At 53.0% G+C, this 4,344-nt stretch carries 4 protein-coding genes; all 4 read left to right on the top strand.

The features are described from left to right. On the top strand, nt 1–629 hold a 629-nt coding region (locus GF404_07630; protein MBD3382050.1), incomplete at its 5' end, for a DUF1385 domain-containing protein. Nucleotides 630–631: 2 nt separating this feature from the next. Next, a complete protein-coding gene (gene prfA / locus GF404_07625) occupies nt 632–1,705 on the top strand; it encodes a peptide chain release factor 1 (GenBank protein MBD3382049.1) in 1,074 nt (357 codons plus the stop codon). A gap of 12 nt (nt 1,706–1,717) precedes the next feature. Beyond that, nucleotides 1,718–3,157, top strand: coding sequence for a TldD/PmbA family protein (locus GF404_07620; GenBank protein ID MBD3382048.1), 1,440 nt, complete (start codon nt 1,718–1,720; stop codon nt 3,155–3,157). A gap of 1 nt (nt 3,158) precedes the next feature. Then, nucleotides 3,159–4,344: hypothetical protein (locus GF404_07615; protein MBD3382047.1), on the top strand; the 1,186-nt coding region annotated here is incomplete at its 3' end.

The following is a 4,344-nucleotide window of genomic DNA, read 5'->3' as shown; positions in this document are numbered from 1 at the left end:
TTACCGCGGTAATCGCTTTCGCACTCGGTATAGGCATCTTTTTCTTTCTGCCACTGTTTTTCTCATCGCTTATCGGGGTCAGTCGTGAAGCACTGTCATTCAATCTCGTTGCCGGCGTAATCCGGGTTTTGATGTTTCTTGCGTATGTCTGGATGATCTCCCGTTTCGGCGAATTCAGGCGCGTGTTTGAGTACCATGGCGCCGAACACAAATCAATTTTCGCCTATGAAAACGGGGTCGATCTTACCCCCGAAAACGCCGCCAGTTACACCCGGCTTCATCCCCGTTGCGGAACGAGTTTTATCCTGATCGTGGCGATTTTGGCAATTCTGACCTATTCGATATCGGATACGATCTTTTATTTGATCACCGGTTATCCGCCGGCGCTCTTGACCCGCTTCGGCCTGCACCTCATGCTTCTGCCTCTGGTGGCCGGAATCTCCTATGAACTATTGAAATTATCCGGGAAGACCCGTGACAATAAACTAACCCAGGTACTTATCAAACCCGGCCTCTGGCTCCAGAGAATCACCACCCAGGAGCCCGACCACAGCCAGCTCGAGGTCGCCATCGCCGCGCTCAAAAATTCACTGCGCATGGAAACACCTGAAAAAGTCGAGGCTCATTAGCTATGCTCGAAATTGTCGATAATCTCGAAAAAAAGCTGGAAAAACTGGATAAATCGCTCTCCGATCCTGGTGTTCTCGCCGACCAGAAGAAAATCAGGGATATCTCACGCGAGAGAAAAGAATTACTGGAGATCCTTCAAACAGGTCGCGAGTACAAAAAAGTTCATAAAACAATCGAAGATGATAAAAGCGTGCGCGATTCCGGCGAGGACGATGAACTGGTCGAGATGGCCAAGGCCGAAATCGAGGAACTTCGCCCGCAACTGAAAGAGCTCGAGGAAAAATTCAAACTGCTTCTGGTTCCCCGTGACCCCAATGACAGCAAAAACGCGCTTGTGGAAATCCGGGCCGGCACGGGTGGCGAAGAGGCCGCCCTGTTCGCTTCCGACTTGTACCGGATGTATCAGCGCTATATCGAGGCAATGAGCTGGAAGAGCGAATTGATGACATCCAATCCAACCGGGGTAGGCGGTTTCAAGGAGATCATTTTCATGGTCGAAGGCGACAACTGTTACGGCAACCTCAAGTTCGAATCGGGCGTTCATCGTGTTCAGCGTGTGCCCGAAACCGAATCCTCCGGGCGCATTCATACCTCGGCCGCCTCGGTGGCGGTACTCCCGGAAGCGGAGGAGGTCGAAGTCGATATCAACCAGCACGAACTGCGTATCGATGTCTTCCGGTCCACCGGCCCGGGAGGCCAGTCGGTCAACACTACCGATTCTGCAGTACGCATCACCCATGTCCCCAGCGGGCTGGTGGTCACCTGCCAGGATGAAAAATCACAGCACAAGAACAAAGCCAAAGCCCTCAAGGTACTGCGTGCACGCCTGCTGGAAAAAGCCACCCGTGAACAGAATGAGCAGATCGCCAGCCAGCGCAAGCAGATGGTTTCAACTGGCGACCGTTCGGCCAAAATTCGAACATACAACTTTCCCCAGGGACGGATCACCGATCACCGGATCAACCTGACCCTTTACAAACTCGATGATGTCCTGGGAGGCAATTTGGATGAATTGATCGAGAAACTCAAGCTGGCCGAACGTTCCGCCAAGCTTGACGAAATAGATGTTAGCTGATATATTCCCCTCATGAATCTGGACAAGCTTTCACAATCTGCGATCGAGCATGCCCTGGCAAAAGGTGCTTCCTATGCCGATTTCCGCTATGAGGAACTGACCGAGCAGGACCTCGCGGTTCGCGACGCCCGGCCGGAGACCTTCAACCGCTCATTCTCAAGGGGTTTCGCGATCAGGCTGATTGCCGATGGAGCCTGGGGTTTTGCGGCTGAAGCGGTGACATCTGAGGAAACGATAATCGTGGCCGTTGAAAAGGCTTTCCAGATCGCCCGGGCTTCGGCAACTATAAATCAAAAATCAATCGAGCTGGCCCCGGTGGAGAAGGTGACGGACAGTTACAAAACACCGATAAAAAAAGATCCTTTCCTGGTGTCACTGTCCGAAAAAGTGGCCTATCTCGAACAGCTCGAGAGCATGATGCGAATCGATGACCAGATTACGACTTCCTCGGCTTCGATGAGTTTTTACAAGACCTCCAAATTTTTTGCCTCCAGTGCCGGGTCGCAGATTACCCAGGATATCTACCAGGCCGGGATCGGCGCTTCCTGCGGTATCATAAAGTCTCATCGCGAACAGTACGAAAGAGCCTATCCGACACCGGGCGGGCAATGGGTGACCGGCGGGTACGAGATCACCGAAAAGTTCGACTTTGCCGAAAGCCTGCCAGGTCTGGTGGAGGAGGTTAAAGCGCTGGCCTGGGCCAAAGACTGTCCCGAGGGCGAGATGGATGTGGTGCTTTCGGGAGATATGCTCTCGCTTCAGATCCATGAGTCGGTCGGTCATCCGCTCGAACTCGACCGTGTCTTCGGTTACGAGCGCAATTTCTCGGGTATCTCGTTTGCAACCCCGGACCTGCTCGATAACTTAAAATATGCTTCCGAGCTGGTCACTTTTACGGCAGATTCTAAAGCGCCCGGCGGGCTGGCAACTTACGCTTACGACGACGAGGGTGTGAAAACCGAGAAAACTCCTTTGATCGAGCGGGGAATGCTTGTCAATTATCTCTCGGACCGTGAAACAGCTTCCCGGATAGGTAAAAAATCGACTGCATGCTGTCGCGCGTCGGGCTGGATGAATGTGCCGATCGTGAGAATACCGAACGTGCTCATGAACCCGGGTGATAAAAGCTTTGACCAGCTTATTGGAGAAATAGACAAAGGTTTATATGTTACCGCGCCCGACAGCTGGTCGATCGACGATAATCGCGAGGGCTTTACCCTGGGTGGCCAGGTCGGTTGGTTGATCGAGGGAGGCAAACTGACTACCATGGTGAAATCTCCCCGTTACTCAGGGAGCACTGTCCAGTTCTGGAATTCATGCGATGCGATCGGAGACGAAAGCCAGTGGAGAATCTGGGGCACACCCAACTGCGGAAAAGGCCAGCCGGGGCAGAATGCCCGCACCGCACAGGGATGTTCACCCGCGCGTTTTCGAAAGGTCAGGGTAGGCTGATATGACATCCAGGAAAGATATATTGTCTGAAGACAGGATCCTGTCGACTTTTAAGCAGGCCCTCTCGCAGGCTGAATCCGACCAGGCTGAAATCGTCCTGGAAGCTGAAAAACTCGACCTGACACGTTTTGCTGACAGCGATGTAACCCAGAACCTGGCCACGGCCGAAAACAAAGTTATCGTACGTGCGATCAAAAACAAGAAAGTCGGGGTGGCAATTACCAACAGCCTCGAATTCGAGGATATCGTCAATACGTTAAGAAAGGCTGAGGAAATCTGCGTCGTGCAGAGCCCTGACGAGGACTTCCAGACTCTGCCATACAGCCCTTCAGCGCTTCCGGTCGATTCATACCTTGCTCAAACAGCCGAATATTCGCCTCAGAGACGGGCTTCCGACCTGCAGAAAATAAATTCTATTGCCGGGCAGAATGACCTGAAATCGTCCGGCGCGTACCGGATCACCACCGATCATGCCGCGGTAGTCAATTCTCTCGGCACCGAGCAGTACTGGAAAGGGGCAGAAGCAGAATTGTCGCTGACACTTTCAGGAGATCAGGATAATTCCGGCTATGCCTACGGGTGGTCACGCGATATCGACCAGATCCTCCCGGAATCACTGGCGCAAACAGCCGCTGACAAAGCGGTTAAGTCTGTCAATCCTGTCCGCCTCGATCCGGGAGAGTACACGGTCATTCTTGAACCGCCGGCTTTGGGGCAGATGGTGCTTCTTCTGTCATTTCTCGGTTTCGGGTGCAAGTCATATATCTCCCATCGTTCATTCATGAGCGGCAAACTGGGAAAGCCGATCCTGGGACCAAAGATATCGCTGACCGAAAATCCATATCATGAGAAGATGCAGGGAATGCCGTTCGGCTACGAGGGTGTTCCTCGCCAGAAAGTCGAGTTGATCGACAGGGGTATCGCCCGCAACGTGGTCTGGAATTCCTATTTCGCCAACCTGGCCGGACGCAAGTCGACCGGTCATGCGCATCCCGCGTACAAAGCCTTTACCCCCTACCCCAAGTATATGGTTATGGATGGTGGCCAGAGCAATCTTAAAGAGATGATCGCCTCGGTCGAGCGTGGAATCTATATCACCCATTTCTGGTATGTCAACTACCTCAACCCGATGCGCACTATGGTGACCGGCACCACGATCGACGGTACTTTCCTGATCGAAAACGGCA

It is taken from the genome of Candidatus Zixiibacteriota bacterium (genome assembly GCA_014728145.1).
GTDB lineage: Bacteria > Zixibacteria > MSB-5A5 > JAABVY01 > JAABVY01 > WJMC01.
This window is presented reverse-complemented; position numbering and strand designations above follow the sequence as displayed.

Excerpts from the sequence above, each read along its gene's own strand:
- prfA (MBD3382049.1), top strand. The coding sequence starts at position 632 with ATGCTCGAAATTGTCGATAATCTCGAAAAAAAGCTGGAAAAACTGGAT.
- GF404_07620 (MBD3382048.1), top strand. The coding sequence starts at position 1,718 with ATGAATCTGGACAAGCTTTCACAATCTGCGATCGAGCATGCCCTGGCA.